The organism is Salinimicrobium maris (assembly GCF_049680855.1).
In the GTDB taxonomy this organism is placed as follows: Bacteria; Bacteroidota; Bacteroidia; order Flavobacteriales; family Flavobacteriaceae; genus Salinimicrobium.
Genome location: NZ_JBMPGS010000007.1, coordinates 94764 through 120228, shown reverse-complemented (window position 1 = coordinate 120228; position 25465 = coordinate 94764). Strand labels below are relative to the sequence as shown.

24 protein-coding genes are annotated in these 25465 nt (G+C 38.7%); 15 read left to right on the top strand and 9 right to left on the bottom strand.

Features of this window, described 5'->3' with window-relative positions:
- Positions 1 to 200: 200 nt before the first annotated feature.
- A complete protein-coding gene (locus ACOV1Q_RS15785; protein WP_424495364.1) occupies positions 201 to 422 on the top strand; it encodes a hypothetical protein in 222 nt (73 codons plus the stop codon).
- A gap of 76 nt (positions 423 to 498) precedes the next feature.
- Here ACOV1Q_RS15785 and ACOV1Q_RS15780 read toward each other — a convergent pair whose 3' ends face one another.
- Entirely contained in the window at positions 499 to 1203 is a 705-nt protein-coding gene (locus tag ACOV1Q_RS15780; RefSeq protein ID WP_424495363.1) for a DUF4294 domain-containing protein, read from the bottom strand.
- 92 nt (positions 1204 to 1295) lie between these two features.
- Between ACOV1Q_RS15780 and ACOV1Q_RS15775 the strand changes: the two genes are divergently transcribed.
- Both ACOV1Q_RS15775 and ACOV1Q_RS15770 read left to right on the top strand, forming a co-directional pair.
- Positions 1296 to 2384 carry a M42 family metallopeptidase gene (locus ACOV1Q_RS15775; RefSeq protein ID WP_424495362.1) on the top strand — a complete coding sequence of 363 codons (1089 nt, stop codon included), beginning with the start codon at positions 1296 to 1298 and terminating at the stop codon, positions 2382 to 2384.
- Positions 2385 to 2506: 122 nt separating this feature from the next.
- Positions 2507 to 3586, top strand: coding sequence for a DNA topoisomerase IB (locus ACOV1Q_RS15770; RefSeq protein WP_424495361.1), 1080 nt, complete (start codon positions 2507 to 2509; stop codon positions 3584 to 3586).
- Positions 3587 to 3634: 48 nt separating this feature from the next.
- Here the strand turns inward: ACOV1Q_RS15770 and acs are convergent, their stop codons facing one another.
- The gene (gene acs / locus ACOV1Q_RS15765) at positions 3635 to 5545 is read right to left on the bottom strand and encodes an acetate--CoA ligase (RefSeq protein WP_424495360.1); all 1911 of its coding nucleotides are present in this window, start codon (positions 5543 to 5545) and stop codon (positions 3635 to 3637) included.
- 213 nt (positions 5546 to 5758) lie between these two features.
- Between acs and ACOV1Q_RS15760 the strand changes: the two genes are divergently transcribed.
- The 3 genes from ACOV1Q_RS15760 to ACOV1Q_RS15750 are packed head-to-tail and all read left to right on the top strand — an operon-like array spanning position 5759 to position 7334.
- Positions 5759 to 6691, top strand: coding sequence for a DnaJ C-terminal domain-containing protein (locus tag ACOV1Q_RS15760; RefSeq protein WP_424495368.1), 933 nt, complete (start codon positions 5759 to 5761; stop codon positions 6689 to 6691).
- Positions 6681 to 6974: a chaperone modulator CbpM gene (locus tag ACOV1Q_RS15755; protein WP_424495359.1), complete on the top strand. Its 294-nt coding sequence runs from the start codon at positions 6681 to 6683 to the stop codon at positions 6972 to 6974. The genes ACOV1Q_RS15760 and ACOV1Q_RS15755 overlap by 11 nt, the downstream gene beginning before the upstream one ends.
- 60 nt (positions 6975 to 7034) lie before the next feature.
- Positions 7035 to 7334 carry a hypothetical protein gene (locus ACOV1Q_RS15750; RefSeq protein ID WP_424495358.1) on the top strand — a complete coding sequence of 100 codons (300 nt, stop codon included), beginning with the start codon at positions 7035 to 7037 and terminating at the stop codon, positions 7332 to 7334.
- A 75-nt stretch (positions 7335 to 7409) separates the two neighbouring features.
- On the opposite strand, the gene ACOV1Q_RS15745 is transcribed toward ACOV1Q_RS15750, so the two are convergent.
- The gene (locus ACOV1Q_RS15745; protein ID WP_424495357.1) at positions 7410 to 8357 is read right to left on the bottom strand and encodes a phosphoribosylaminoimidazolesuccinocarboxamide synthase; all 948 of its coding nucleotides are present in this window, start codon (positions 8355 to 8357) and stop codon (positions 7410 to 7412) included.
- A 100-nt stretch (positions 8358 to 8457) separates the two neighbouring features.
- The gene (locus ACOV1Q_RS15740) at positions 8458 to 9411 is read right to left on the bottom strand and encodes a PhoH family protein (protein ID WP_424495356.1); all 954 of its coding nucleotides are present in this window, start codon (positions 9409 to 9411) and stop codon (positions 8458 to 8460) included.
- A gap of 107 nt (positions 9412 to 9518) precedes the next feature.
- On the opposite strand from ACOV1Q_RS15740, the gene ACOV1Q_RS15735 reads away from it, so the two are divergent.
- The 5 genes from ACOV1Q_RS15735 (at position 9519) to dnaN (ending at position 14488) form a co-directional block, all read left to right on the top strand.
- Complete coding sequence (locus tag ACOV1Q_RS15735; protein ID WP_424495355.1) at positions 9519 to 10349, top strand: SAM hydrolase/SAM-dependent halogenase family protein; 831 nt, start codon at positions 9519 to 9521, stop codon at positions 10347 to 10349.
- 11 nt (positions 10350 to 10360) lie between these two features.
- Positions 10361 to 10657, top strand: coding sequence for a putative quinol monooxygenase (locus tag ACOV1Q_RS15730; RefSeq protein WP_424495354.1), 297 nt, complete (start codon positions 10361 to 10363; stop codon positions 10655 to 10657).
- A 71-nt stretch (positions 10658 to 10728) separates the two neighbouring features.
- A complete protein-coding gene (gene gldF / locus ACOV1Q_RS15725; protein WP_424495353.1) occupies positions 10729 to 11460 on the top strand; it encodes a gliding motility-associated ABC transporter permease subunit GldF in 732 nt (243 codons plus the stop codon).
- A complete protein-coding gene (gene gldG / locus ACOV1Q_RS15720; RefSeq protein WP_424495352.1) occupies positions 11457 to 13133 on the top strand; it encodes a gliding motility-associated ABC transporter substrate-binding protein GldG in 1677 nt (558 codons plus the stop codon). Before gldF ends, gldG begins: the two co-directional genes overlap by 4 nt.
- Before the next feature lie 236 nt (positions 13134 to 13369).
- A complete protein-coding gene (dnaN, locus tag ACOV1Q_RS15715) occupies positions 13370 to 14488 on the top strand; it encodes a DNA polymerase III subunit beta (RefSeq protein WP_424495351.1) in 1119 nt (372 codons plus the stop codon).
- A gap of 192 nt (positions 14489 to 14680) precedes the next feature.
- On the opposite strand, the gene ACOV1Q_RS15710 is transcribed toward dnaN, so the two are convergent.
- Positions 14681 to 15019, bottom strand: a complete 339-nt coding sequence (locus ACOV1Q_RS15710; RefSeq protein WP_424495367.1) for a DUF4870 domain-containing protein — start codon at positions 15017 to 15019, stop codon at positions 14681 to 14683.
- Positions 15020 to 15239: 220 nt separating this feature from the next.
- Between ACOV1Q_RS15710 and mnmE the strand changes: the two genes are divergently transcribed.
- The 4 genes from mnmE (at position 15240) to ACOV1Q_RS15690 (ending at position 18715) form a co-directional block, all read left to right on the top strand.
- Positions 15240 to 16643, top strand: a complete 1404-nt coding sequence (gene mnmE, locus ACOV1Q_RS15705) for a tRNA uridine-5-carboxymethylaminomethyl(34) synthesis GTPase MnmE (protein WP_424495350.1) — start codon at positions 15240 to 15242, stop codon at positions 16641 to 16643.
- Positions 16644 to 16864: 221 nt separating this feature from the next.
- Positions 16865 to 17167, top strand: a complete 303-nt coding sequence (locus ACOV1Q_RS15700; RefSeq protein WP_424495349.1) for a hypothetical protein — start codon at positions 16865 to 16867, stop codon at positions 17165 to 17167.
- Positions 17137 to 18006: a tyrosine-type recombinase/integrase gene (locus ACOV1Q_RS15695; RefSeq protein WP_424495348.1), complete on the top strand. Its 870-nt coding sequence runs from the start codon at positions 17137 to 17139 to the stop codon at positions 18004 to 18006. The genes ACOV1Q_RS15700 and ACOV1Q_RS15695 overlap by 31 nt, the downstream gene beginning before the upstream one ends.
- Entirely contained in the window at positions 17996 to 18715 is a 720-nt protein-coding gene (locus tag ACOV1Q_RS15690) for a hypothetical protein (RefSeq protein ID WP_424495347.1), read from the top strand. The genes ACOV1Q_RS15695 and ACOV1Q_RS15690 overlap by 11 nt, the downstream gene beginning before the upstream one ends.
- Before the next feature lie 599 nt (positions 18716 to 19314).
- Here the strand turns inward: ACOV1Q_RS15690 and ACOV1Q_RS15685 are convergent.
- From ACOV1Q_RS15685 to ACOV1Q_RS15670, 4 genes are read right to left on the bottom strand one after another with little or no spacing between them, the layout of a single operon-like run.
- Positions 19315 to 20655: an NAD(P)/FAD-dependent oxidoreductase gene (locus ACOV1Q_RS15685; RefSeq protein WP_424495346.1), complete on the bottom strand. Its 1341-nt coding sequence runs from the start codon at positions 20653 to 20655 to the stop codon at positions 19315 to 19317.
- Entirely contained in the window at positions 20597 to 22318 is a 1722-nt protein-coding gene (gene ggt, locus ACOV1Q_RS15680; RefSeq protein WP_424495345.1) for a gamma-glutamyltransferase, read from the bottom strand. Before ggt ends, ACOV1Q_RS15685 begins: the two co-directional genes overlap by 59 nt.
- Positions 22318 to 23907: an N-acyl-D-amino-acid deacylase family protein gene (locus tag ACOV1Q_RS15675; RefSeq protein ID WP_424495344.1), complete on the bottom strand. Its 1590-nt coding sequence runs from the start codon at positions 23905 to 23907 to the stop codon at positions 22318 to 22320. The genes ggt and ACOV1Q_RS15675 overlap by 1 nt, the downstream gene beginning before the upstream one ends.
- A 1-nt stretch (position 23908) precedes the next feature.
- Positions 23909 to 25459 (bottom strand): glutamate racemase, encoded by a 1551-nt coding sequence (locus ACOV1Q_RS15670; RefSeq protein WP_424495343.1) that lies wholly within the window; start codon positions 25457 to 25459, stop codon positions 23909 to 23911.
- Between the last annotated feature and the right edge of the window lie 6 nt (positions 25460 to 25465).

The window sequence follows — 25465 nt, the reverse complement described above, 5'->3', positions numbered from 1 at the left end:
AAATTTCAAGTATTTTTCAGAGAACTTTTTCGCTTTAAACCTCCGCCCCTGCTGAGCTCACAACGTTTAGCTTATGCCTTTGTTGTTTCTCAAAGCGGGTGCAAATATACACCCGTTTTTTAATTACACAAGCCTCAAATTCATAAAAATTTAGATTTCTTTAGGAAATTATCTGCCCTAAAACCTAAACCCCTGGAAACATGAACATTCAGAAAGGGGAGATTTCAAATTTTTTTTGGAATGCTAATATTTTCACCCATTCGAAAGCTGCAAATCTTACATACACTCTAGCCCATAGAACTCCTGCGTTAGGGATTGAAGCGGTAGCTCCCGATCTTTTTCGAGACTACAAGCGTAAAGCCCGGCATTTTTCCCGCCAAAGCAGGAAAAAGCAACGCCCAAATCAAAATACATATATATAATAGTATTATACAGCACCTATTTACGGGATAAAATAACCTATATAAATAAGCGGCCATGACTTATTCTCTCCTAATACTATCCCGCTTTGGAATTAGTCTGTTTTTTAGAAGACTTCCATTTATCTGTAAGTTCTAAGAAATCAAAATCCAGTGCTGTTGGCTGCTTTTCCAACCTGTTGGTTTGAAATGCTCTTTGAAGAATATCTTCTATAAGATAATCTTCCTGGTTTAGTTCTGGTTGAAATTCCTCCTTTAGTGAAATATCAAAAAAGCTGGCAGTGGTATTATACCAAAAAGCCCTCCATCCACTCTTTAGATCTTTTATGAGATCAAAAGTTGTGGTTCCAGTTTGGCGGTGAATTAATTTTACAAGAATCTGACCTTCGGTGCGAGTTAATTTCTTCAACTCGGCTGCAAATTGGTCTTCAATATAATTCTGCACAATTTTCGTGTATCTTTTCCTATCTCTTCGACCTTCTATTTGCTCTAACCTGCTATTAAGTTCTACAAGTCTTTCCGAAGCCAACTTTGCATAAGGATATACTTTATGCGTTTTATGCCTTAGGATCAAATACCTTCTTCTCTCCTGCTCATTGTCAAATTTAAGTTTCTCTAAAATGAGAACTTCCTCCAAATCTATGAATTCCCGCGGAATGGAATCTCCTTCAATGATCATATACTCTTTTTGAACAGTATCCTGTTCAGGAACCTGATGCTGCGCAAAGCCTGTTCCCGAAAGTAAAACTGCGGCGATGAAAAGTATATACTTCAAGTTTTTCATTTCAGGTTTTTGTACAGAAATCATTCCAAAATTACATAACTAGCGGTTGTAAACTATATATTTCTTATTAAATTCGTGCAAAATCATAATGAATGGGAAAAGAAAGCATCTTAGACGACAAATCAATAAAGTTTCTTGAGAAATATCTGAACAATGCCGCTCCTACAGGTTACGAGTGGGAAGGTCAAAAGATATGGATGGATTACCTGAAACCTTATGTAGATGAATTTATTACAGATACCTACGGTACTGCAGTAGGAGTAATTAATCCAAAAGCAAAATATAAAGTAGTAATAGAAGGACATGCAGACGAGATCTCATGGTATGTAAATTATATTACCGATGATGGTCTTATATATGTTATAAGGAATGGTGGAAGCGACCACCAAATCGCGGCTTCAAAAAGAGTAAATATCCACACCCAAAAAGGTATTGTAAAAGGGGTTTTTGGATGGCCTGCTATTCATACACGTGATAAAGAAAAAGAACAAGCTCCAAAGCCCGATAATATAAGTATTGACGTTGGCTGCTCCTCTAAGGAAGAAGTAGAGGCATTAGGAGTTCATGTGGGGTGTGTCATAACCTATCCCGATGAATTTTTTATTTTAAATGACAACAAGTTCGTTTGCCGTGCACTTGATAACAGGGTTGGCGGATTCATGATAGCCGAGGTGGCACGTCTACTTAAAGAAAACAAGAAAAAGTTGCCTTTTGGATTGTACATTACCAATTCGGTTCAGGAGGAAATAGGTTTAAGAGGCGCCGAAATGATCACACAACGCATTAAGCCTAACGTAGCCATCGTGACAGATGTTACTCACGATACAACTACTCCAATGATCGAGAAAAAAACCAACGGACATACAAAAATCGGGGACGGACCGGTAATTTCATATGCGCCTGCGGTTCAGAATAAATTGAGAAGCCTGTTAATTGAAACCGCGCAAAAGAAAAACATTCCTTTCCAGAGAATGGCATCTTCCAGAATGACCGGTACAGATACCGATGCTTTTGCTTACAGCAATGGCGGTGTGGCTTCTGCCCTAATTTCCCTTCCGCTTCGGTACATGCACACCACGGTAGAAATGGTGCATCGCGATGATGTTGAGAACGTGATAAAACTCATTTACGAGAGTATCCTTCAAATTAGAGAAGGAGATAGCTTCAGTTATTTCGATTAGTAAAAAATATTTTAATAGTTAAGCCTCTTTTCTTCTGAAAAGAGGCTTTTTCTTTAAATTTCACATTTATTTAAAACTATAAGCGAGATCAGGCAATTATCTTTATCAAAAAAGAATTACACATGTCCCTGTCTACCAGAGAGGTAAAAGAGCTTATATCTCAACCCAGTAAAGCTGCAGAACTCGCGAAACTACTTTACGTTTCGGAAGAGGAATTATGTATTGAACGTAAGAAAAAAGGAAAATCTTTCCTTTATTTCAATAGGGGAAGACAAATTACAAACTCAAAACGGATAGAAAGGTTTGATAAGCTCGTGATTCCACCGGCCTGGGAGGATGTAAAGATTTGCCAGTTGGATAACGGTCATCTCCAGGCCGTAGGAATAGATACCAAGCAACGAAAACAATATTTATATCATCCTCACTGGGGAGAAATAAGAAACCAAACCAAGTTTTTCAAAATGGCAGCTTTTGGTAAAGTGCTGCCAAAAATAAGGGAGCAGGTAGACAATGACCTTGACCTTCCAAAGATGCCCCAGGAAAAAGTTCTGGCACTTATCATTCGGCTCATGGAAGAAACCCATATTAGAATTGGCAATGATTGCTATGCCAAAGAAAATAAATCATACGGACTCTCCACTTTAAGAAAGCGCCATGTACAGGTTTCCAAGGGAAAAATGAAATTCAATTTCGTAGGAAAAAAGGGAAAAGAACATTCAATTACCTTACAGGATAAAAAGTTGATTCAACTGGTTAATAAATGCGAAGAAATTCCAGGTTGGGAGGTTTTTAAATATTATGATGAAAATGGTCAAAAACATTCCATTGACAGTGGGATGGTAAATGAATATATCCAGAACGTATGCGGGGAAATTTATTCAGCTAAAGATTTCAGAACATGGAGCGCCACAAAGATTTTTTTTGAACATCTTCGAAAGATAGGTCATTCCGAAATAGAAAAAGAACGAAAATCCAATATCCTGGAGTCGTACGATGCCGCCGCCGATGCTCTTGGAAACACCAGAAGCGTTTGTCGCAGCTATTATGTTCACCCCATGATCCCTGAACTATATGAAACCGGAGAGATAATTCCTTACTTTAAAAAAGTAGAAAGAAAAAGAACATCAAAACCCCATTTTTCACAAACTGAAGAAGTTTTGGAAGAAATGATGAGCGATTACGAGCTAAACCTGGATGAATAAAAAAGGCAGAAGAAATTCCGCCTTTTTAAATACTCAAGATGATTATATCTACACAGTTTGCGCTTCGGCTTTAATTTCTTCAACTACTTCAGGATTTAGTAGCGTGGAAATATCTCCAAGATCACCTGCATCGCCTGAGGCTATTTTCCGCAGAATTCTACGCATAATTTTACCACTTCGGGTTTTCGGCAATCCGCTTACGAATTGAATTTTATCTGGTTTGGCAATGGGACCTACAGTACCCGAAACCAATTCTTTAATCTCTTTTTTCAGCTTTTCAGAAGGCTCTACTTCATCATATAGAATAACATAGGCATATAAGGCATTTCCTTTCACATCATGTGGAAATCCAACGACTGCGCTTTCCACAACAGCGGTATGTTCATCAATGGCATTTTCAATAGTCGCGGTACCCAAATTATGCCCAGAAACAATTACCACATCATCTACCCTTCCGGTAATTCTATAATTTCCGGTCGCATCGCGATAGGCCCCGTCTCCGGTAAAATATTTATTTCGATAAGTAGAGAAATAGACCTCCTTATATCTATCATGGTTTCCATAAATGGTGCGTGCAATAGAAGGCCATGGAAATTTAATTGCCAGTCTTCCTTCCGCTTTTTCATGAAGGTTGGTAATTTCTTCTCCCTGCTCATCCATTAAAGCCGGCTGTACACCAGGCAATGGTAAAGTAGCAAAAGTTGGCCTTCCGGGAGTAATTCCCGCGAGTGGTGAGATCATAATAGCTCCTGTTTCTGTCTGCCACCAGGTGTCCACAACAGGACAGTTCCCTTTTCCTATGTTATCATTGTACCAGTGCCAGGCTTCCTCATTAATAGGCTCCCCCACAGAACCTAACACCTTTAAAGAAGAAAGATCATGCTTCTCGACAAATTTTAAAGGCTGTTTAGCCAGGGCGCGAATGGCAGTGGGAGCGGTATAAAAATGTGTTACATTTAATTTATCACATATTTCCCAAAACCTTCCGTAATCTGGGAAGCTGGGTATCCCTTCAAACATAACCGTGGTTGCACCGGCAGCCAGTGGGCCATAAATGATATATGAATGGCCGGTAATCCAGCCAATGTCTGCTGTACACCAGTAGACATCGTTCTTATCCATTTGAAAAACATTTTCAAAACTATAGGTGGTTCCTACCATATAACCGCCGGTGGTATGCACCATTCCCTTTGGTTTGCCGGTTGACCCGGAAGTATATAATATGAACAGCATATCTTCGGCGTCCATTTCTTCGGCAGGACATTCATTCTCTACCTTCTGTAGTTCATCAAACCAAAATTTATCCCTTCCCTCTTTCATAGCAGTTGGTTCTACCGTCCTTCTATAGACGATCACCGTTTCTATCGAAGAAGTTTTTTCAAGCGCATCATCACAAATACTTTTAAGATTTACTCTTTTTGAGCCTCTGTATACTTCATTGGCCGTGATCAACATCTTGCATTCAGAGTCGTTAATACGATTTGCTATAGCGGTGCTTGAAAAACCTGCAAACACTATAGAATGAACTGCACCAATTCTTGCACAGGCAAGCATGGCAATAGCCAGTTCAGGGATCATGGGCATATAAAGACACACCTTATCTCCTTTTTTAATACCATTGTTTTTAAGTACATTGGCAAACTTGGAAACCTTTACAAAAAGTTGCCTGTAGGTGATATATCGGCTCTCCTCATCCGGGTCATTAGGCTCCCAAATTATAGCGGTCTTGTTGCCAAGAGTTTCCAGATGTCTGTCCAGGCAGTTTTCTGTTATATTCAGTTTTCCTCCCTGGAACCATTTCACTTCAGGTTTGGCAAAATCCCATTCCAGGGTTTTATCCCACTTTTTCTTCCATAGAAAAGTTTCTGCTATTTCATCCCAGAAAGCTTCAGGGTCTTCAGTACTTTTTTTGTAGGCTTTTTTGTAATCGGCGAAGGTTTTGATCTGTAGATTTTTCATATTCTAAAATTAGCAAAACCTTTTTTAAAAACAAATGTAAAAAAATGCGGTCCTATGGAATAGTTAAAAAAGTTTTTTCTCAATTATTTTTGCGTAATAACCCCCGTCACTTATTCTTAAATTCTTAGCAAATCCTTTATATATTTTTAAGTTGAAACTTTTATCTTTAATAGTCAAATATTGAGATACATCAACCTTAATTTTAGCCGTAAAATGGAGTTTATTGACTACTACAAATTTCTTGAACTTGACAAAAGCGCTACAAAAAATGATATCAAGAAGGCTTACCGAAAACTGGCCCGTAAATATCACCCGGATTTAAACCCGAACAATACTGAAGCGCAAAGAAAGTTTCAGCAAATCAACGAGGCACATGAGGTTCTAATAGATCCTGAAAAAAGGAAAAAATATGACCAGTATGGAAAAGACTGGCAACATGCCGAAGAATATGAAAGAGCAAAACAGCAGCAAAACCAATATCAACGGCAATACGCAGGCAGTACAGGAGGATTTGAAGGAAGTGCCGATTTCTCGGGGTTTGAAGATGCGGGGTTTTCTGATTTTTTTGAATCTATGTTTGGTGGAAGGGCATCGGGACCAACAGGACGAGGGGCCGGTACAAAATTTAAAGGACAGGATTTTAATGCTGAATTGCGCCTAAACCTTTCAGATGTTTATCGTTCTCAAAAGCACACGCTCACGGTCAATGGGAAAAATATACGACTTACCATTCCCGCAGGAGTTGAAAACGGCCAGACCATAAAAATTCAGGGGTATGGCGGTGAAGGAATGAATGGCGGCCCTAACGGCAATCTTTTTATCACTTTTGCTATTCTTAATGATACAGCATTTAAAAGAGAGGGTGCTAATCTTTATAAGGACGTTGACCTGGATATTTTTACCGCTACTCTCGGCGGCGAGATCATTGTAGAGACTTTTGACGGAAAAGCCAAATTAAAAGTAAAACCTGAAACTCCGAACGGAACCACGGTAAAATTAAAAGGAAAAGGATTTCCGAGGTATAAAAAAGAAGGACAGTTTGGCGATTTGTTTATAAATTACAAACTGCAAATACCTACCAATCTAAGTGCCAGAGAAAAAGAATTACTTCAGGAACTAAAAAACATCAGAAAAAATGGATCCTAAGCAATACGTCACAATAACAGAATTTTGCGCATGCCATCGCATTGAACCAACTTTCATTGATTCTTTAAATGAATACGGGCTGGTTGAAATCATTACCTTAGACAATCGGCAGGTCCTGCTCCATGAGCAGGTTGGGGAAGTAGAAAAAATGATACGGCTTCATTACGACCTTGAGATCAACCTTGAAGGAATTGATGCCATCTCAAATTTACTGCAGCGCGTTTCCGGGCTTCAGGAGGAAGTAAGACATTTGCAAAACCGGCTGAAACGTTATGAAGAATAAGTATCCAAAAATGACATTTTACAGATTGTTTTTATTTCTGAATTTAAACGGGAGAAATCTATGAAGCTATTTACCTACTTAATTACCGGCACTTTACTACTTTTCTTGACTGCAGCATGCAATCAAAACAAGTCTAAGAACCACCTGGAAATAACCGGTACCATCCAGGAGCAGGGAATTACTTCCTATCAATACGGAACACATACTCTCACCAATTCTGAGACATTTTATGCAGTAAGAAGTGATTCTGTAAACCTCAATGATTACCTGAATGAAGAAGTAACGGTAATGGGCCAAAAGATCTCTGGCTATCCTTTAGATGGAGGCCCGGAGTATCTTGAAATTCTGGAAATAAAATAATTCTTATGCTGAAACAAAAAATCCGCAGAATTTTAAATTCTGCGGACTTTACTAATTAAAAAACTTCTGAAAAAGTTACTTTTTTAAGTAATCTTCTACATTGTTTTTTATTCTTTCTTCAATATTTGAAATATCCGCTTTTATAAATTTGTCACCGGTAATTTGCTCGTAAAGTTCAATATATCTTTCTGAAACTGAATTGATATATTCTTCAGACATATTGGGTATCTCCTGCCCTTCTTTGCCTTGAAAACCATTTTCCATTAGCCATTCCCTTACAAATTCTTTAGAAAGCTGCTTTTGAGGTTTATTTTCAGCCAATCGCTGAAGATAGTTTTCTGCATAGAAATATCGTGAAGAATCAGGCGTGTGAATTTCATCTATAAGCACTATTTTACCGTCTTTCGTTTTTCCGAACTCATATTTTGTGTCTACGAGAATCAAACCATTATCCTTTGCCATTTCACTACCTCTCAAAAAGAGTTGCTTGGTGTAATATTCCAATTCGTTGAAATCTTCTTCGGAAACCAGTCCGCGGGAAAGGATCTCTTCTCTTGAAATATCTTCATCATGAGCGCCATTTTCTGCTTTTGTGGTAGGCGTAATAATGGGAGCACCAAAAGATTCGTTTTCCTTTAATCCGTCGGGCATTTTAATTCCGCAGAGTTTACGTTTCCCATTCTTATACTCACGGGCAGCATGGCCGGCAAGATAACCGCGAATTACCATTTCCACTTTAAAGGGTTCACATTTTTCTCCCACAGCCACATTAGGATCTGGCGTGGCGTGAAGCCAGTTAGGAACAATATCTTCGGTCGCTTTCATCATTTTGGTCGCGAGCTGATTCAGAATTTGTCCTTTGTAAGGAATTCCTTTTGGCATCACCACATCAAAGGCCGAAAGCCTGTCTGTCACCACCATGACCAGCCGGTCGTTTTCCAAAGTATAGACATCCCGAACCTTGCCTTTATACACATTCTTTTGTCCCGAAAAGTTATAATTTGTTCTGGTTAGTGTACTCATATATAGATTTTCTTTTTCAGATTTTAAAGCCACATTTTTATCTTCTAAAACATTCCAACTTCAGAATCTTCCTTCAACAGAAGATTCAAAAATGGCATTTCTATTCATTATTTTCAATTGACTTGTAAGCGGCAATAATTTGTTTAACCAACCTGTGCCGAATCACATCCTTATCGTCCAGGTAAATAATCCCTACGCCGTTTACATCTTTTAGAACCAGGAGGGCCTCTTTTAATCCGGAGATCACGCGCCTTGGCAAATCAATCTGGCCGGGATCACCCGTCACCATAAATTTTGCATTCTTTCCCATTCGCGTTAGGAACATCTTCATTTGTGCATGCGTGGTATTTTGTGCTTCATCAAGAATTACAAAAGCATTGTCTAGCGTTCGACCACGCATAAAAGCAAGCGGCGCAATTTGTATGGTACCATTTTCTATGAAATTTTCAAGTCGCTCTGGCGGAATCATATCCCGAAGGGCATCGTACAAAGGCTGCATATAAGGATCCAGCTTTTCCTTAAGATCTCCGGGCAGGAAACCAAGATTTTCTCCGGCTTCAACTGCAGGTCTCGTCAAAATGATACGTTTTACCTGCTTTTCCTTGAGTGCTTTTACTGCAAGCGCTACGCCGGTATAGGTTTTTCCCGTTCCTGCGGGCCCAATTGCAAAGACCATATCATTTTTCCGCATGAGCTCTACGAGCTTACGCTGGTTTGCGGTTTGAGGTTTGATAAGTCGCCCGCTTACCCCGTGCACAAGCACTTCCCCACTCTCGTTAGAAGTTTCATAATCTTCTTTACTTTCGCTGGTCAAAACCCGTTCAATGGAATTTTCATCAAGTTTGTTGAATTTTCCGAAGTGATCCATCAACATATTGAAACGGCGGTCAAATTCTTCCAGAAGATCCTCATCTCCAAAGACTTTGATCTTATTACCGCGGGCAACAATTTTTAACTTCGGAAAATACTTTTTGAGCAGTTCAATATTTACGTTATGTTGTCCGAAAAATTCCCTGGGATTTATTTCCGAAAGTTCGATAATAAGTTCGTTCAAAAGGCGGTTGATTTTATTTAAATGTTGCGTTATTTATCTTTAGATTTGCATTACAAACTTAGCAAAAATAAAGGTTTAAGTTAATAAAATTATTTCAAGAATTGTCCATGCCCATTATAACTTTAACAACAGATTTTGGAGAAAAAGATCATTTTGCAGGGGCAGTTAAAGGAGCAATCTACAGCGAACTCGATACCGCAAAAATTGTAGACATTTCCCACTCCGTCGCACCCTTTCATATTACTGAAGCTTCCTACATTATAAAAAATGCATATAAAAGCTTTCCGGAGGGTACGATTCACATTATAGGGATAGATTCTGAACTAACGCCGGAGAATCGTCACATCGCTCTAAAACTTGACGGCCATTATTTCATCTGCGCTAATAATGGAATTCTTTCCCTAATTGCTTCAGAATATGTACCCGAAAAGATCGTGGAAATCAATATTCATAACAAGGTTGACACTAACTTTCCTGTGCTTGATGTTTTTGTAAAAGTCGCTGGTCATCTTGCGCGTGGCGGCACATTGGAAGTAATTGGAAAAACGATCACAGATATTAAGCAACTTAAAGAAACTGAGCCTTACTGCAACACAGAATTGAACCAGATCAAAGGAAATGTTCTTTATATTGACAATTATGGGAATGTTATTACAAATATCACCCGTAAATTATTTGATAAGGTGGGGAAAGGAAGAAACTTTGTCATACGCGCTCGCACGGCTACCTTTACTGAAATCTTTGAAACCTATAGTGATGCTATCAATTTCAATGTGGAAAAAGTGAATCGCGAAGATGGTAAGAAACTTGCCATTTTCAATTCAGGAGGTTACATTGAGCTGGCGATCTATAAAAGCAACCCCAGTACAGTGGGCAGCGCCTCAAGTTTGTTTGGCCTAGAGTACAGAGACACAGTAACTATAAATTTTGAATCTTAACTAAAGTAAACATGCTCATAAGAATAGTGAAAATGATCTTTGACCCTAAGGAAACAGAAAGTTTCCTGGAATTATTTGACCGTAATAAAGAGAAGATAAGAGGCTATAAAGGTTGTGATCGCCTGGAGCTGTATAGAGATAAAAATGAGCAAAACATTTTTTTTACTTATAGTTTCTGGCAAGATGAAACTGCTTTGGAAAATTACCGGCATTCTCAACTTTTTAAAGAAGTCTGGCAGGAAACCAAATCTAAATTTGCCGGGAAACCAGAAGCCTGGAGTGTCGACCGACTCGAAAAACTGGATTAATGCAATTTTGGCCTGTTAGTTGAAAGAAAAAGATAAGAAACAAAAAAGAACAACTGCAAAGATCTAAGTAAGTGTACGCCATTTTAAAAAAAGAAATTAATTCCTTTTTCTCTTCACCCATAGGTTACCTGGTAATAGGTTTATTTTTGGTGGTTAGTGGTTTATTTCTATGGGTTTTTCAAGGCAGCTACAATATCCTGGACAGCGGTTTTGCAGATCTTTCACCATTTTTCACTATTGCGCCGTGGATTTTTCTTTTCCTGATCCCGGCGGTAACTATGAAAAGCTTTTCCGAAGAAAAAAGAATGGGAACGCTGGAGCTATTACTAACAAAACCCATTTCAAAATGGCAGTTGGTTTTAGGAAAATATTTCGGAACACTCGTCCTGCTAATTCTCGCATTATTACCAACATTGGTCTATGTTTTCAGCATATATGAACTCGGCAAACCCGAAGGAAATCTGGATGCCGGCGCAACGACAGGATCTTACCTGGGCCTGTTTTTCCTGGGAAGCTGTTATGCCTCCATTGGAATTTTCACTTCCAGTCTTACAGAGAATCAAATCATCGCTTTTATTCTGGGTGTTTTCTTAAGCTTTATTAGCTTCTTTGGTTTTGAAGCGCTTGCAAATATTAATGTTTTTGAAGTTGGCGGCTTCGGAATTTCAGAAGTTGGTATAAGGGCGCATTACGACAGCATAAGCCGCGGAGTCATAGACACGCGAGACCTCATTTACTTTATAAGTTTTATTATTTTTTTTCTTGCCCTCACAAAATTCAGCATTAATAAGTCCGGAAAGTGAAAAAGAAAAGATCAAATATGATCAAGGGAATTGGTCTTTTTGCAGTGCTACTGTTAATAAATGTCATTTCCTACAACTTTTTTGATCGTTATGACCTCACGGAAGATGAGCGCTACACCCTCTCCCCTGCCGCAAAGGAGATTATTGCGGATGTCGAAACTCCCATTATTATTGATGTCTTCCTAAAAGGGGATTTTCCACCCGAATTTCGGAAACTACAAATAGAAACAAGGCAGCTGCTCGAAGAATTTGAAGCCTACAACTCAAGTATACAATTCAATTTTGTCAATCCGCTGGCGGAAGGTGGTGATGCCAATCAAATTGCTACGGAATTTTATGAAATGGGAATGACCCCGGCGCGAATCAACGTGGTGGAAAATGGCCGCTCTTCAGAGGCTATTATTTTTCCCTGGGCGATGGCAAATTATAGAAACCAAACGGTTGCCATCCCTCTTCTGAAGAATAAAATTGGCGCTACGACCGAAGAAAGAGTAGAAAATTCGGTACAACAACTGGAATATGCCTTTGCCGATGCTTTTAGCAAGCTGGTAAACCCAAAGAGAAAAAAAGTGGCTGTGATGCGCGGAAACGGAGAACTGGAAGACGCATTTATCGCAGATTTCATAAAAAGCCTTCAGGATTATTATTTTATTGCACCTTTTACGCTAGATTCTGTGGCCAGTGATCCGCAGAAGACATTGAACGATTTGCAGGAATACGATCTAATCATTGAGGCCAAGCCTACAGAAGCCTACACAGAAGCAGAAAAATTTGTGCTCGACCAGTACACCATGAACGGCGGAAAAGCACTGTGGCTGGTGGACCAGGTGGCTATGGAAACAGACAGTTTATTCTCTCCTTCCGGCGCTGCTTTTGCACTGCCAAGAGATCTCAATCTCGACGATTACTTCTTTAAATATGGAGTAAGAATAAATCCCGTGCTCGTAAAAGATATTTTTTCAGCGCCTATTATTCTGGCGAGCGGCAGCGGAAATAACACCAGTTTCAATCCATATCCGTGGTTTTATTATCCGCTGAGTTCCTCACCAGGTGAGCACTCGATCATTAATAATATTGAAGCAGTTAAATTTGAATATGCAAGTCCCATTGATACGCTTTTTAACAATATCAAAAAAACTGTTTTGCTATCCAGTTCTCCTTCTACACAATTGGAAGGTACACCGGCGCAAATAAGCCTGGAGCAAATTAAAGCAGAACCGCATATTTCAGAATTTACCGCCGGTGAGCAGCCATTTGCAGTTCTTTTAGAAGGAAAATTTAGATCCGTTTATAAAAACCGCATAAAACCTTTTTCAGTTAAAAATCCCGTAGAACAAGGAAAAGAAACCAAGATGCTGATTATTTCCGACGGAAATGTAATTAAGAATGAATTGCAACGCGGAACGCCACTGGAACTCGGTTTTGATCAATATACCGGCAACACCTACGGCAACAAGGAGTTTTTAATGAATGCCGTAAATTACCTGCTTGATGATAATGGGCTGATAGATATTAGGTCAAAACAGGTTTCTATCGCCTTCCTGGATCTTCAAAAAGCCGATAATGAAAGGCTTTTATGGCAAGTGATAAATGTGCTTCTTCCGGTACTTGTTCTGGCAGTTTTCGCGACTGGCTTCCTTTACTTCCGAAAGAGGAAATACATAAAGAAATAAAAGGGTGGCATTTCTTTCCCGGATTGGAAAATTCCCGAAAAGCCTGCTTTTTCTCTCTTCCGCAGCATCTATTTCGGTTTATTAACAATTCTTTAGTTTTATACAATTAACTTGCTGAAATACAGCAACTTCCTGAGCTTGATTTAATTATTTCTGTTAATAAAAAACTACCACTCAAAAAGGCATTTTTGAATGATTAAGATATATTTGTAGTTAGAACAATATACTAAAAGCCAATGAAATTTATTGTATCAAGCACCTATTTGCTGAAACAGCTTCAAATACTTGGAGGGGTCATTAACAACAATAATACGCTTCCAATCCTGGACAATTTTCTTTTCGATCTTGATGAGGATGAACTTACAGTTTCAGCTTCTGATCTGGAAACTACCATGTCTACAAAATTAAAAGTAGAATCAGATTCCCAGGGAAAAATTGCTGTTCCTGCCCGTCTTTTACTGGAAACGTTGAAAACTTTTCCGGAGCAACCGCTCACTTTTGTAGTGGAAGATAACAATACGATCGAGCTGAGTTCAAATCATGGAAAATATGCATTGGCTTATGCCGGTGGCGAAGAATTCCCAAAGGCAGTAAATCTTGAAGATCCAAGCAGTACCCAATTGCAGGGAGATGTTTTGGCGACTGCTATTAGCAAAACGATCTTTGCTTCTGGAAATGATGATCTAAGACCTGTAATGAGCGGAGTATTTTTTCAATTCACTCCAGAGAACCTCACTTTTGTGGCTACAGATGCTCACAAACTCGTAAAATATTCCCGGGAAGATATTGCGGCTTCACAAACTGCGGAATTCATCATGCCTAAAAAACCATTGAACCTTTTAAAAGGAATTCTTTCGGGTGCAGATAGTGACGTATTGATCGAGTACAATGAATCAAATGCAAAATTCAGCTTTGACGATACTACGCTTGTTTGCCGACTTATCGACGGAAAGTATCCTAATTATGAAGCTGTAATTCCGAAGGAAAATCCGAATAAACTGGTGATCGACAGAGGGCAATTTCTAAGTTCGGTTAAAAGGGTATCTATTTTCTCAAACAAAACCACACACCAGGTAAGGTTGAAAATTGCCGGGGCAGAATTGAATATTTCTGCCGAAGATGTTGATTACAGCAACAAAGCCGAAGAACGTTTGACCTGTTCTTACCAGGGTGATGATATGCAAATAGGTTTTAACTCGCGTTTCTTAACTGAAATGCTTTCAAACCTGAACGCAAATGAAGTTCAACTTGAAATGAGTCTGCCAAACCGCGCCGGAATTCTTACTCCTGTAGACGGTCTTGACGAAGGAGAAAAAGTAACCATGCTTGTGATGCCGGTGATGCTGAATTCTTAGGGTTCTTATTTCCGAAGAAAATATATTCATAAGATTAAAAAAGCCCTGTTCAGAATTCTGAACAGGGCTTTTTTATTATAGAGGAATGGAATTCCAAAAACGGCATTTCTCACCTTAATTTTTAAATTTAAAAGAAGGAGCAAAAATGTCATTTTTAAATGCCCTTCCATATTGGCTATTTACCACTCTCTTCTACTTTAGAATTTCTATAGTAAGTGGATAATAGGGTATTTCACCGTTGCTGACTTTGATCGCGTTGATGATAGGGAAGATCAAAACTATAATACCTACCGCTATGAAGATCAAAATTCCCAGACCAAACAATAACATTAACGGTATGGCAATAATGCTGTAAATGAACATGCTTATTTGAAAGTTAATGATCATTTTACCGTGGGCATCCATTCCCAGGATTTTTTCTCTCTGCGTCAACCAAATGACCAGCGGCACGATAAATCCACCAATCCCGGTGACCAAATCCAATAGTTGACTTAAATGGGTGATTATTAGCAATTGTCTGTCTTCTCTCATAGCTGTGTTATTTGTAGTTTCCATAGTTCGATTATTTAAATTTTTATGCTTTTGTATCTTCAAATCTCAGAGTAGTTTGTTTTACATAGTACTAATATGACGAAGATGAGCAAAGTTTGTTACAAGCTTTGTCAATAATTTTCAAAAATGCAATTTCAACATCTCATTTCACAAATTGGCGTTACTTTAAATTTTCCACATTAAAGGCTACCTTTGAAACATGAAATTAAATGACACCATTGTAGCTTTAGCTACACCGGCAGGTGCCGGTGCTATTGCAGTAATTCGGGTTTCCGGACCCGACGCCATTTCTATTGTGGCGCCATTATTTAAGGCAAAAAGTAAAAAAAATATTGCCCAGGAGCCTTCCCACACATTGCACCTGGGTAACATTGTAGACCAGCAAAGGATTATGGACGAGGTGCTAGTTTCAATTTTTCATGGCCCAAAATCATATACCGGAGAAAATACCATAGAGATTTCCTGTCATGGGAGTCCGTACATTCAGCAGGAAATTATACAGTTATTGGTAAGAAAAGGCTGTCGATCTGCAGAAGCGGGAGAATTTACCCTACGCTCCTTTCTCAATGGAAAAATGGATTTAAGTCAGGCAGAAGCCGTAGCCGATCTTATTTCTTCTGAAAACCAGGCTTCCCATCAACTTGCCATGCAACAAATGCGCGGTGGATTTTCAAATGAGATCAAAAAGCTTCGGGAGGAACTGCTAAATTTTGCTTCTCTCATTGAACTGGAACTGGATTTTGCCGAAGAAGATGTGGAATTTGCAAATCGCGATCAATTTCAGGAACTTGTACTAAGAATTCAAAAAGTTCTCCAGAAACTCGTGGATTCATTCTCTGTAGGAAATGTTATTAAAAATGGCATTCCTGTGGCTATTGTGGGTGAGCCTAATGTAGGGAAATCTACCCTCTTAAATGCCCTTTTAAACGAGGAGCGAGCCATTGTAAGTGAAATTGCCGGAACTACAAGAGATACCATTGAAGATGAAATTTCTATTGGCGGAATTGGTTTTCGTTTCATTGATACTGCCGGAATCAGGGAAACGAAAGATGTGGTAGAAAGCATTGGGATCAAAAGGACATTTGAAAAGATTAGTCAAGCGCAGGTTGTGATTTTTCTACTCAATGCAGCAAAATTTACTTCTCAAGGATCCCAATTTAAAGTTGAAATTGCAAAAATAAAGAACCAGTTCCCCCAGAAGCCTCTAATCATTGTAGCCAATAAAACAGATCAACTTTCTGAAAATCAAATTGAACAACTGGAGGATGACCTAGGATCAGTAAAAGGTTCGGATTACCTTCCAATTTCGGCAAAGACGGGAACAGGTGTTGAGGAACTTCAGCAAAAGCTACTTGAATATGTAAATACCGGTGAACTGCGAAACAATAATACCATCGTTACCAATAGCAGGCATTATAATTCATTATTAAAAGCCCTGGAAGAAATTAATAAAGTACAGGAAGGCCTGAATACAAACCTGAGTGGTGACTTACTTGCTATTGATATTCGTCAGGCGCTTTATCATTTTGGCGAGATCACCGGAGAGATTACCAATGATGATTTGCTAGGAAATATTTTTGCTAATTTTTGTATTGGCAAATAAACAGCACATTTTATTTGATATCATTTGATATTAAATGACACTAAAACTCACTGTTATCGGGACTTAACAAGGTTTAAATTAAGTTCTGTATTTTCCTATTATACATCATTGTGCACCCCATTTTGTACCTCAAGTGCACCCCGATGTTAAATTTCACTCTTGAGGTGCATTTTGTGCACCTCATATTTCTTTTTATTTTATCTTTATAAAAAGCTGGAGTTATGAAAATTAATCTTAGAAAAAAGAAGTTGACAACCGGGAAGTATAGTCTTTATATAGATTATTATAAAGGAAAGGTTATTGATCAGAATGGAAAATCGAAAAACAATAGGGAATTTGAATATCTAAAGGAGTACCTATATATTTCACCACAAACACCTTCTGAAAAAAAGGAAAATGCCGAGACACTTTTAAGGCTGAACAAATACTATCTATCCGAAGGGCAGAATACGCCCAGGGAAAGTACGGTATTAAAGACAGATCAAAAGACAAATTGCTTTTCCTCACCTATTATGATAAACTGAAAGAAGAACGTTATGAGAGTAAGGGCAACTATGACAATTGGGATGCAGCTCAAAATCATATAGAAGACTACTGTAAAAAAAGAAAAGTAACCTTTGAGGACATTGATGAAGAATTTGTCATAGGTTTTAAAAAGTATTTAAATACAAAAGCACAGACCAAGTCCAATACGGGGCTATCTCAAAATTCTAAATACACCTACTACAATAAATTTAAAGCAGCATTAAGGCAAGCCTTTGAAGATGGATATACCCGTAGAAACTTCGCTACCACGGTAAAAGGTTTTGCTCAGGGCGAAACCTCAAGAGAGCATCTAACTCTTGAAGAGCTTCAGGCAATGGCAAAAGCGCATTGCAAGCATCCAATTTTGAAATCAGCCTTTATGTTCAGTTGTTTAACAGGTTTAAGATGGAGCGATATAAATAAGCTTACCTGGTCTGAGGTTCGGGATGAAGAAAATGAAACACGTCTGGTTTTTAAGCAGAAAAAGACTTCTGGTCAGGAGTACCAGTTTATTTCCGGACAGGCACGACAACTTTTAGGAAAGAGAAAACGAGAAAATGATCGGGTGTTCCAGGGATTAAAATACGGTGCGCATTTTAATGCAGAAATTCTCAGATGGTGTATGCGTGCCGGTATTACTAAGCACATCACATTCCATAGTGCCCGGCATACTCATGCCGTTCTCCTCCTGGAGAATGGAGCAGACATTTATACTGTTTCTAAGGTTCTTGGGCATAAAGAAATTAGGACTACTCAAGTTTATGCGAAAATTGTAGACAAGAAGAAAAAGGAGGCAGCTTACTTAATTCCAGAGCTGGAAATGGATTATGAAAATTGATCTCATTCAATACCTGGCCAGCCTTTGTTTTATCTACACCTATGGGCGATTAGCAATTCATATTGTTCCAGAGATATTACATCATTTCTTAAATGAGCCTATCCAATGGAACAAGAATTTAGAAAAACCACGTCTACTTTTTCACCTAGTAGGATTGGGTGTAATGCATCTAGTTTTTTATTCCTATAACTCCATTGAGCATAGTAACCTATTCTTCCAGATACTAATACCTGCAGTTTTTATTCCCGGATTTCTTTTTTGTCATTTTTCCTGGACAGAAAAATTCAAAGTTTCCTTTACGGGTACACCAAAAAAAATTATTAAAAGATCTCCTGAAAATTTTAATATCTCAATTTCGGAAAGACAGGCGACTGAACTGTACAATGAATTGGTACGGTATGACCTGATAGATCAGGACAAAACCTCTCTTGAAGATTTTAAAAATGTTTTATTGAAAGATTGGAAAAGCCACCAATCAAAGCTTCATTTAAAAATGGATGGCCCTAGTTGCAGGGAGTTCTATGATTATCTTACCAAAACTTATCCTAATAATAACATGACCCTGAAAAATTTATTCATTACTTCAGGTCTGGTACTCCGCCCTGACGGCAAACCTTATAATTATAACACTATTAAAAATGCACCTACTCGCACACCGGTTTCAAAAGAAAATAAATCTTTAAAGAAAATTTTTAAAAAGCTGGGTTGAATCTACGGAATCATTTTTCGAAGTCAAGGCTTTTAGGTCAGTCTAAATACTATCCACTGTGGCTGCAATTCATTCATTATCTGTCAAATCTCATTTTCCCTGCTATCTTTAAAAGAATTACAATGTCGTGAGGACGCATTCTTCTGTGCTCTTTCATCTTTTTATATCATTGATTAACCAATTATAAGGGAATATTTTACTATTCGCGATTTGCGATTCGCGAATTAATTTAAGTTCTACCTTTGAAAATTTTAAACTCTGAATTGAAATGGAACTTGATTCTCCTTAAGTATGGAATAGTGTTTCTTTTGCCTATATGGGTCCGTGCCAGATGCACGGAAACCTAAACTCAGTTGCATGAAGTCAAAACCAAGAACTAGTCGCTGCTCATCATGATCTCAGGACCTCTTCCTTCATCCCCTCCAAAGATCTTGTTACGTTTTTTTCTGCTGATTATCTGTCTTGGAGAAGTCCGTATCCTTTATATTCCATTCAAGCATTTCCTTTATATGATCAGTGAACTCTTCCCCTTCCACTAAAAAGACCGTTTAATATTGTCCTCAGCATATTTGATGGTCAAGAAACTCCTTTTAATTTTTTCAGAATCTTTCGGGTTTAAATGGATCAAGATTTACTAAAGGCTTTTGGTTTGTAGCAATTTGACTAATTAATTTTCCTGTTATTGCTCCGAGACTCCATCCTATCATAGCATGACCTGCCGCTATAATAAGATTATCATAATGGGAAGTTTTACCAATAAAGGGTAACCCATCAGGAGAAACTGGACGTAAACCTGATCGGGCGCTTTCCATTTCTTTTCCGGTGAGTTCGATATTCTTATAATAATTTTGTGCTGCTCTTGCTATTGCCCTCACTCTCTCTTTTCTAATAATATTATTGTTCCCAGAAAATTCCATGGTACCTGCAAACCGGGTAAATCCGTTCATTGGCGTGACGGCCACTTTCGATTCGGCTAATATGGCCGGTAAAGTTATACCGGTTTCCCTAAAGACATCCAGGCTATAACCTTTTCCTCCCTGAATAGGAATATTTAACCCCAGCTTTTTGGCAAGTTGGGGAGACCAACTGCCAGCCGCTAGCACGAATAAATCGGCTTCGTAATATGTACTATTCGTTTTAACTCCAATTATGTTATTTCCTTCTTTTACCAGCTCTGTGACTTCTTCATTAAAATTTAAATTGACCCCATTCCTTGCCAGCCAATCACCAAAGCGATTTATGAAGTCACCTGGAGTAGAATGGGCATCACATTTATAATAAACTGCACCTAAGATTTTTTCATCAAGAACAGGTTGCATGTCCAAAACTTCATTTTTGGACAGTACTTCCACATCAAGGTTTTCGGATTGGATCTTTTTCCCTTTTTCAATTTCTGTCTTTTTAGCTTTTTCTGTTTGGAATACTGTTAGAAGTCCATCTTTCCTATAATGTGTATCAAAATCCACAGTTTCAAGAATTTCTTCATAAAGTGTATTGCTTTTAAGACTGATTTCTTTCAAAACAGGAATTGATCGCTCCACATGGGCTTTAGTGGACGACTTTTTAAATTTCCATGCCCAATCAAAAAATTCAAGATCCCATCTCGGTTTAATGTAGAATGGACTTGTACTTTTCCACATCCACTTTAATCCCTGGTTTACCATTCCAGGGGCCGCTAGTGGAATTATATGACGGGGTGTGTTATATCCTGCATTAACGACGGAGGCTCCTTCTGATAAATCTTTCTTCTCCAGAAGAGTTACCTCATATCCTTCTTTAACTAAATAGTAGGCGGAACATAAACCAGAAATCCCACCACCAATAATGACAACTTTTTTCAAAATGATGTTTTTTAAATCGGGAAAAATTTTTCTAAAATCATTATAGACCAATAGCCCAATCATCCCCACGAGGATCTGCGGCACCTTCAAAAGAACCATTTGGCCTAATTAAAATGGCATCAACCTTTCCTATAGAGCTTCGCCTTTTTACCTTATGCCCCATACTGTTTAATTCATTGATGACATTTTCTTCTATAGCGCCTTCTTCAATGAAAATTTGATCTGGTTTCCATTGGTGATGGAACCTCTTTTCTGAAACGGCTTCTGTCATACTCATATTATGGTCTATTACATTTACTATAGTTTGATAAACTGAAGTAATAATAGTAGATCCGCCAGGTGTACCAACCACCATATACAACTCCCCATCTTTCTCAACAATGGTTGGTGTCATGGCACTTAACATTCGTTTCCCAGGCTGTATCGAGTTTGCAGCCCCTCCCAATAAACCATATTTATTAGGGACTCCGGGTTTGCTGCTAAAATCGTCCATTTCATTATTCATTAAAAAGCCTGCCCCTTCTACAAAAACTTTAGATCCGTATGCCGAATTTATAGTGGTGGTCAATGATACCGCATTTCCTTCGGTATCAATAATTGAATAATGCGTGGTTTCTTCACTTTCAGTAATATTATCCAATTCCATTGGCCTTACGTTCTCACTGTTAGTTGAACTCTCCAGATTAATTTCATTTACTCTATCTGTTATATAATTATCATTCAAAAGTTCATTAAATGGCACATCCCAAAAATCGGAATCACCTAGATGCTCTGCCCTGTCTGCATAAACCCTTCTTTCCATCTCTGTCATTAGATGAATTGTTGTGGCTGTTTTGGAACCATAATCCCGTAACGGAAAATGTTCCGACATTTTCAGAAGTTGAATCAAGGCAATGCCACCGCTACTGGAAGGTGCCATACTATATACTTTATGACCTCGGTAATTCCCTGTAACAGGTTCCCTCCATACAGATTTATAATTCTTTAGGTCTTCCATAGTGATTATCCCATTCCCTGCCTTCATTTCTGCAACAAGCAGTTCTGCAGTTTCTCCTTCATAAAAACCTGCCCTTCCATTATCTTTTATGCGGGTAAGGGTCCTGGCCAGATCCTCCTGGACCAGAAGATCACCTTCCTGCCACTCTTCGTTTTTGATTAAAGTAACCGTACCAGGATTTCGGTTGTTTTCTAAAAACCTATCCTTTAAATTATTGTAGTTCCCGGCCTGGTGTGCAGTAATTTTAAATCCTTCTTGTGCCAATTGAATGGCGGGGTCTATTAACCTCTCCAGAGGCATTGATCCCAATTTTTCATGTGCTGTAAACATGCCATCCACAGAACCTGGCACCCCGGATGCTTTTTGCCCATATAAACTTTCCCCATCAATTACATTGCCCTGCTCATCCAGATACATATCTTCATGCGCTGCTCCCGGAGCCATTTCCCTAAAATCCAGGGAAGAAATCTCTCCTGTATTTTCCCTGTACATCAAAAAGCCGCCACCACCGAGATTCCCCGCAGATGGATATACCACGGCAAGGGCAAAGTGTACTCCTACCATAGCGTCTATGGCATTACCTCCATCCTTTAAAATTTCATAACCCACCCTGGAAGCTTCTGGATGAGCGGTCACCACCATTCCTTTTTTTGCAATGGCTGTTTTTCCACTGGAATCAGTTTCTTTAAATAATTTAAAATCAGCACACCCCGCTACACTTATCGCAATAAACAAGTAGGTTAGCAATTTGAATTTTTTAATCATTATTTTTTTGTTTGATTTTTCTTATTCTGTTTTTTACGCAAAGATTTTCCAGCAAGTTCTCCTATAAATTCCCCGTCTTTAATGACTACTTTTCCATTCACCACCACCAGGAACATTCCGCTGGAAAGTTGTGATGGCTCGTCAAAAGTAGCACGATCCTTTACCTCTTGCGGTTTAAAAAGAATCAGGTCGGCATAATAACCTTCTTCTATTTTTCCCCTTTTTTCAATTCCGAAGGTCTCTGCCACCAGAGCAGACTGATTGTGGAGTAAAAATGGCAGATCCATAATTTTATCTTCCCCATAGAATTTTCTCATTTTTACAGAGAAAGAACCATATTTCCTGGGGTGTCCGGAAGTGCCGTCAGACCCGGTCATAACCCAATCTTGACGCATGAAGTTTCGGAGATCTTCATCAGTCATGTTATAACTGACGACTCTTATACCTTCATCCTCTCGCAGGGCTTTTATCACGGCTTGAGAAGGATTAATTTGCCAGCTTTCTGCAATTTCTTCGAGGGAACGGCCATTCAGTAAAGAATCTTCAGCAGAAGAAAAGACAAGAGTTTCGGGACCTCCCCTTCTCCTGATATTTTCCTTAATCCCTGCCTGTAAACTGTCCCGAATTGAATTGTCGTCAAATCGTTGTAATAGGGATTTATACCCACCATCTTCTGCCCAACGGGGAATAACTGCCGAAATTAGATTTGTCCTAGATGCAGGGTAAGGATATTGATTGGCAGTTACCTCCAATCCCTGTTGCTGTGCATCTTCTATCATCTTTATTACTTCATCACTTTTGCCCCATACATCTTTTCCTAAGGCTTTTATGTGGGAAATATGTACCGGAATTGAAGCTTTTTCTGCAATTTCGAGAACCTCCTCTATAGATTTTATAAGACCTATAGTATAACTGCTTTCATCCCTCATGTGGGTATCGTAGATCCCTCCGTACTTTGAAGCTACTTTGGAGAGTTCAATAACTTCTTCTGTATTCGAATAACTTCCCGGAGAATAAAACAATCCTGTGGAAATCCCAAAGGCTCCTTCTTCCATTGCGCGGGCAACCAAAGATTTCATTTCCTCCAGCTCCCCTGCGGTAGGTTGTACATCATCAAGTCCCAATACCTCTTTTCTTACCGAACCATGTCCTATAAGTAATGCCGCATTGGTACCTATTCCGTTCTTTTCCCATTCCTGAAGCTTATCACCAATAAAGATCGGGCTGGAACCATCATTCCCTGTTACTATAGTAGTTACCCCCTGCATAAGGTAAGGCAGGTTTTCCTTGCGATCTTCCCTGGAAAGATCATAAGTTAAATGAGTGTGTGGGTCTATAAAACCGGGGGAAAGTATGAAACCACTGCCGTCTACAGAGTGGTTGGCACTCATTTTTTTCTGTGAAACACCTACGTAAACTATTTTCTCTCCCTTTATACCTACATCTAAGTTTTTAAAATCCTTACCAAGGAAAACTTTAGCTCCTGTTATAAGAAGATCCAGGTCATTTTGAGCTTTTAAAGCAGTGCAGAAAAAAAGGGCAAAAGAGGCCACTAAAATATGACGACTATTTCTTTTTATTTTTCTCATTCTATTGAATTCTAGCTGAAGTTTGCAGGTAACCAGCTTTTGGGTTTGAACGGTTAAACTCTTCAATTAAACTATAGGTTTGAGGAATGGAACTTTTAAATCGGTCCAGAGTTTCTTCAGAAATATTATTTTTACTAAAAGGTACCACCTGCACGTATTCCTGAATTTCCCCCTCTGTTCTTCCATACTTGTACTCATAGGGAAAACGCCCTTTTTCATCTACCTTCACATTTGGATTTTTAGTATTGGGTACGCTAATGTAAAATTCAGAGTTATTCATGTCCCCGGCTGGATTAAATAGATCCTGTTCCTTCATATACAAATAAAGCTCGTCTGCCACGTTTACCGCAGGATCTACAATTGAAATATCCTCCTGCATAAACTCACGGTAGATATATTCTCCGTCCTTTTGATAATTGTACAATTCATCCAGTACCTCATCTATTTCAGAAGTAAGATAGGGATAATGTGTACAGCCTAAAACGATGGCTTTTAGAGGCTGGGGATTCTCTGCCGTTCTTATCTTTTCCAGAAGACTAACCAAATGATACCTTACATAATTTTCTGAATCATTGATTTGAAGTATTTGACAATCATCTGTGTTTTTATTGTCGCACAACATTTTCCCATGGTCAAAATCAAAATTATATACGTCCATTAAAGTTTTATCTATTCGGAATTCCGCATTGTCCAATGAAGGTCCACGATAATCCTCCCGGGGCTCATCCAACTCCCGGTTTATAAAGTCGGGTTCTTCGTCCACTGCTTCGGCAATTCCGTGTCCTCCCTGGTTAAAAACCTGAATGTCACCAGTATAACCCAACTCATTCTTCACTTTTAAGAGGGTGTTTTCATATCCCTTGGACGCAATAGTGCCTACAGTGGCCATAACCCCTATGGATCCATTCTCATTCTTCTCAAAAGTAGCGAGGGTACCTCGCGCTCCTGCATCAATAACACCAATTACTTTTAGATCAATACCAGTTTGATCCACGAATTCACGTATAAATTCACTACCATATGCTGTAGCCGTATTACAAGCTATTACTATAGATTTGACAGGTTGTTTATCCTCCTGATAGTCCTGTTCCCCTTCCCTATAGTATTTGTTGGAAAGTAAGAACTGGGTATCTTTAATGATGTGCTCCACTAAAAGTGCTGTTTTTTCTTCACTGGAATAATTCCCGTAGGGCATATTTGCCTGATCTGCGAGATAGATGAATTTTTCTGCAGTAAAATCTGGTAGGTTATCACTTCCTTGCTCTTTGTTGCCATTATTGTATTTATCAAAATTTACAAGGGCGTCTAAAACAGTTAAACCACCAGTACCAGAATCAAAAACCCCTATAGGAAGGCTTTTATCCCTTTCAGGATAATTTTCAAAATTTACATAATAGAAGGATTCCTCATCATTTAAAATACTGGCTACAATTGGCTCCTCCTCCTGCTCGACATTTTGTGCCGTGTTTCTGTTATCACTCTGGGATTCTTTACAAGAAACTCCTAAAATGATTAGGAGAATAAGTAAAAAATTGCTTTTAAAATATTTCATAGTTCA

Coding starts and splice junctions, on each gene's coding strand:
- ACOV1Q_RS15785 (WP_424495364.1), top strand. CDS start 201: ATGAACATTCAGAAAGGGGAGATTTCAAATTTTTTTTGGAATGCTAAT.
- ACOV1Q_RS15780 (WP_424495363.1), bottom strand. CDS start 1,203: ATGAAAAACTTGAAGTATATACTTTTCATCGCCGCAGTTTTACTTTCG.
- ACOV1Q_RS15775 (WP_424495362.1), top strand. CDS start 1,296: ATGGGAAAAGAAAGCATCTTAGACGACAAATCAATAAAGTTTCTTGAG.
- ACOV1Q_RS15770 (WP_424495361.1), top strand. CDS start 2,507: ATGTCCCTGTCTACCAGAGAGGTAAAAGAGCTTATATCTCAACCCAGT.
- acs (WP_424495360.1), bottom strand. CDS start 5,545: ATGAAAAATCTACAGATCAAAACCTTCGCCGATTACAAAAAAGCCTAC.
- ACOV1Q_RS15760 (WP_424495368.1), top strand. CDS start 5,759: ATGGAGTTTATTGACTACTACAAATTTCTTGAACTTGACAAAAGCGCT.
- ACOV1Q_RS15755 (WP_424495359.1), top strand. CDS start 6,681: ATGGATCCTAAGCAATACGTCACAATAACAGAATTTTGCGCATGCCAT.
- ACOV1Q_RS15750 (WP_424495358.1), top strand. CDS start 7,035: ATGAAGCTATTTACCTACTTAATTACCGGCACTTTACTACTTTTCTTG.
- ACOV1Q_RS15745 (WP_424495357.1), bottom strand. CDS start 8,357: ATGAGTACACTAACCAGAACAAATTATAACTTTTCGGGACAAAAGAAT.
- ACOV1Q_RS15735 (WP_424495355.1), top strand. CDS start 9,519: ATGCCCATTATAACTTTAACAACAGATTTTGGAGAAAAAGATCATTTT.
- ACOV1Q_RS15730 (WP_424495354.1), top strand. CDS start 10,361: ATGCTCATAAGAATAGTGAAAATGATCTTTGACCCTAAGGAAACAGAA.
- dnaN (WP_424495351.1), top strand. CDS start 13,370: ATGAAATTTATTGTATCAAGCACCTATTTGCTGAAACAGCTTCAAATA.
- ACOV1Q_RS15710 (WP_424495367.1), bottom strand. CDS start 15,019: ATGAGAGAAGACAGACAATTGCTAATAATCACCCATTTAAGTCAACTA.
- mnmE (WP_424495350.1), top strand. CDS start 15,240: ATGAAATTAAATGACACCATTGTAGCTTTAGCTACACCGGCAGGTGCC.
- ACOV1Q_RS15700 (WP_424495349.1), top strand. CDS start 16,865: ATGAAAATTAATCTTAGAAAAAAGAAGTTGACAACCGGGAAGTATAGT.
- ACOV1Q_RS15690 (WP_424495347.1), top strand. CDS start 17,996: ATGAAAATTGATCTCATTCAATACCTGGCCAGCCTTTGTTTTATCTAC.
- ACOV1Q_RS15685 (WP_424495346.1), bottom strand. CDS start 20,655: ATGGTTCTTTTGAAGGTGCCGCAGATCCTCGTGGGGATGATTGGGCTA.
- ggt (WP_424495345.1), bottom strand. CDS start 22,318: ATGATTAAAAAATTCAAATTGCTAACCTACTTGTTTATTGCGATAAGT.
- ACOV1Q_RS15675 (WP_424495344.1), bottom strand. CDS start 23,907: ATGAGAAAAATAAAAAGAAATAGTCGTCATATTTTAGTGGCCTCTTTT.
- ACOV1Q_RS15670 (WP_424495343.1), bottom strand. CDS start 25,459: ATGAAATATTTTAAAAGCAATTTTTTACTTATTCTCCTAATCATTTTA.